The organism is Holdemanella porci (genome assembly GCF_019052655.1).
In the GTDB taxonomy this organism is placed as follows: Bacteria; Bacillota_I; Bacilli_A; order Erysipelotrichales; family Erysipelotrichaceae; genus Holdemanella; species Holdemanella hominis.
Genome location: NZ_JAHQVB010000112.1, coordinates 1 through 3,020, shown reverse-complemented (window position 1 = coordinate 3,020; position 3,020 = coordinate 1). Strand labels below are relative to the sequence as shown.

General features: G+C 34.0%; 3 protein-coding genes and 1 pseudogene. All 4 read left to right on the top strand.

The window, feature by feature from the left end:
* Positions 1-43 precede the first annotated feature (43 nt).
* Positions 44-817, top strand: a pseudogene (gene argH / locus KTQ83_RS12400) (argininosuccinate lyase); the annotation flags it as partial.
* Positions 812-1,366 (top strand): argininosuccinate lyase, encoded by a 555-nt coding sequence (locus tag KTQ83_RS12665; protein ID WP_342367261.1) that lies wholly within the window; start codon positions 812-814, stop codon positions 1,364-1,366. The pseudogene argH and the gene KTQ83_RS12665, both read left to right, overlap by 6 nt.
* On the top strand, positions 1,359-2,255 hold the full coding sequence (gene argC, locus KTQ83_RS11530) for an N-acetyl-gamma-glutamyl-phosphate reductase (protein ID WP_217256905.1): 897 nt from the start codon (positions 1,359-1,361) through the stop codon (positions 2,253-2,255). The genes KTQ83_RS12665 and argC overlap by 8 nt, the downstream gene beginning before the upstream one ends.
* Positions 2,252-2,977: a bifunctional ornithine acetyltransferase/N-acetylglutamate synthase gene (locus tag KTQ83_RS11525; RefSeq protein ID WP_217285047.1), complete on the top strand. Its 726-nt coding sequence runs from the start codon at positions 2,252-2,254 to the stop codon at positions 2,975-2,977. Before argC ends, KTQ83_RS11525 begins: the two co-directional genes overlap by 4 nt.
* Positions 2,978-3,020 lie beyond the last annotated feature (43 nt).

Genomic DNA, 3,020 nt, shown 5'->3' with positions numbered 1-3,020 from the left:
TACCACTGGTGTAAATTTTCTCTTTTTGACTAGTCCTATTTATATGCTAACATCAGATTGTCGTTTGTATAAACAAGATATTCAGGGTTCTTTAGTACATTCAAAAATGTTAGAGAAACAAGGGATTCTATCTAAAAAGGATGTCGATTTGATTCAAGAAGGATTGCATTCCATCTTGGATCAGATTGAATCTCATGAAATTGAATTTACAAAAGCGGAAGATATTCATATGTTTATTGAGGAAAAGCTAACAAATGAAATTGGCGATGCTGGTAAAAGATTGCATACGGCTCGCTCAAGAAATGATCAGGTTGCCTTGGATATACGTTTATATGTAAAGGAAGAAATCATTGAGATACAAAAATTTTTGTTTCAAATATTGGATAGTTTATGTGTGGCTGCCAAATCTCATTTAAAAACATATATGCCAGGCTATACCCATCTTCAAAGGGCCCAACCCATCACTTTTGCGCATTGGTGTATGGCTTATGCGAATATGTTTAAAAGAGATATTATAAGACTTCAAAATACATATTCCTTAATGAATGAATGTCCCTTAGGATGTGCAGCTTTAGCCACTACAACCTATTCAATTGATAGAGAATATACGGCAAGTCGTCTAGACTTTCTTAAACCAACTGATAATTCTTTAGATGGAGTCAGTGATCGAGACTATTGTGTAGAACTATGTTCAGATTTATCACTCATTATGGTGCACCTATCTAGAATGAGTGAAGAAATCATTCAATGATGTTCATTAGAATTTCATTTTGTCGAACTCGATGATGCGTTTAGTACAGGATCAAGTATCATGCCACAAAAGAAAAATCCCGATATTTGTGAGTTGATTCGTGGAAAAAGTGGTAGAGCTATTGGAGATTTAAATACATTGTTGGTTATGTTGAAAGGTCTTCCTTTGGCCTACAACAAAGATATGCAGGAAGATAAGGAAGCCGTATTCGATTGTATCGATACAGTTAAAGAATGTTTAGATGTTTTTATTCCGATGTTTCAAACAATGAAGATTTGTAAAGATAATATGATGCATGCCTGTTTACATGGCTTTATCAATGCGACAGATCTTGCGGATTATTTAACGAAGAAAGGTTTGCCATTTAGAGATGCTTATCATATTGTGGGACAAATCGTAGGATATGGTATTGAAAATAAAAAATCATTGAATGAATTATCTTTAAAAGAATATAAAAAGTTTCATGCTTCTTTTGAAGAAGATGTATACCAATATATTGATATTGAAACTTGTGTAAACAATCGAAAAGTATATGGTGGACCAAGTCCAGAAAGTGTATCGATTCAAATTCAAAATATTGAAGATTTTATAAAACAAGAGGCATGTTATGAATAAGGTATATATTGATGGACAGTCTGGTACAATAGGACTAGAAATCGTAAAAAGACTGCAGGATCGTAGTGATATTAAATTGTTGATGATACCTGAAGATAAAAGAAAAGATGTAGAAACAAGAAAAGAATATTTAAATTCGGCCGATTTGGTTTTCCTTTGTTTACCAGATGCGGCAAGTGTTGAAGCTGTAAGCTTGATCACAAATTCAAATGTCAAAGTTATTGATGCTTCAACAGCACATCGGACTGTGTGGACATATGGATTTAGTGAATTAGGCTATAAGGATAAAATTGCATCAAGTCAATATGTTGCCAATCCAGGCTGTCATGCATCAGGCTGCATATCTATTTTGTATCCTTTGATTCAAAAAGGCTTGGTGAATCAAACAGAACAGTTTTCTTTTTTCTCTTTAACTGGATATTCTGGTGGAGGAAAAAAGATGATCTATCAGTATGAAAATGAAAAAACAATCGATTTAGAAGCGCCAAGAATTTATGGCTTAAATCAGTATCATAAACACTTACCAGAAATTAAAAAGGTGTGTGGATTGGAAAAGGATGTGTTTTTAAATCCGATTGTCTGCGATTACTATCGTGGTATGGCAGTTAGTTTAAATGTGGAAATGGATTATGAAAAGATTTATCTTGTTTTGAAAGATTGGTATAGAGATTCAACTTTGATTCAAGTTGAAAAAACAGATTTAGGAATGATCAGTGCCAATACAATGGCAGGACTGGATTGTATGAAATTGATTGTATCTGGTAATAGTAAAATGTGTACGATCACAAGCCTATTTGATAATTTGGGAAAAGGAGCTTGTGGTGCAGCCATTCAAAATATGAATATTATGTTAGGCTTTGAAGAAGTGGAAGGATTGAATATAGAATGAAAGTTATAGAAAACGGGGTATGTGCTGCGATCGGATTTAAGGCGGGGTCTATCCATTGTGGAATTCGTAAGAATCAGACAAAAGATGATTTGGCATTAATTGTATCGGATACAATTTGTCAAACGGCGGCCGTATACACAAAGAATAAAGTAAAGGCAGCTCCTATACTTGTCACAAAAAAACATTTAATAAATGGTATGAGCCAAGCCATTATTGTCAATTCTGGAAATGCGAATGCTTGTAATCCAAAAGAAATTGAAAATGCTGAATTAGAAGCACAATGTGCAGCTGATTATTTAAATATGGATGTAGAGAATGTGTTAGTCGCATCAACAGGAGTGATTGGACAGGTTTTGCCTATTGAAAAGATTCAAGACAAAGTAAGTGACATTAATTTATCATCAGAGAATAATTCAAATGCAGCTAAGGCTATTATGACAACAGATACGAAAGAAAAGACAGTGGCTGTTGAGTTTAAAATGGGAAGTGTCACATGTCATATGGGAGGTATTTGTAAAGGAAGTGGAATGATCCATCCAAATATGGGTACAATGTTAGCTTTTATCACAACGGATTGTAAAGTGGAACAGAATGTTCTTCAGTCTTGTTTACTCGATAACACAAATAAAACATTTAACCGTGTCAGTGTGTATGGAGATACTTCTACTAATGACATGTGTATTGTGATGGCTAACGGCATGGCACAAAATGAGATAATATGAAGTGACCTCCTATTGTCAATACGTGGATTACGACTCATAATTG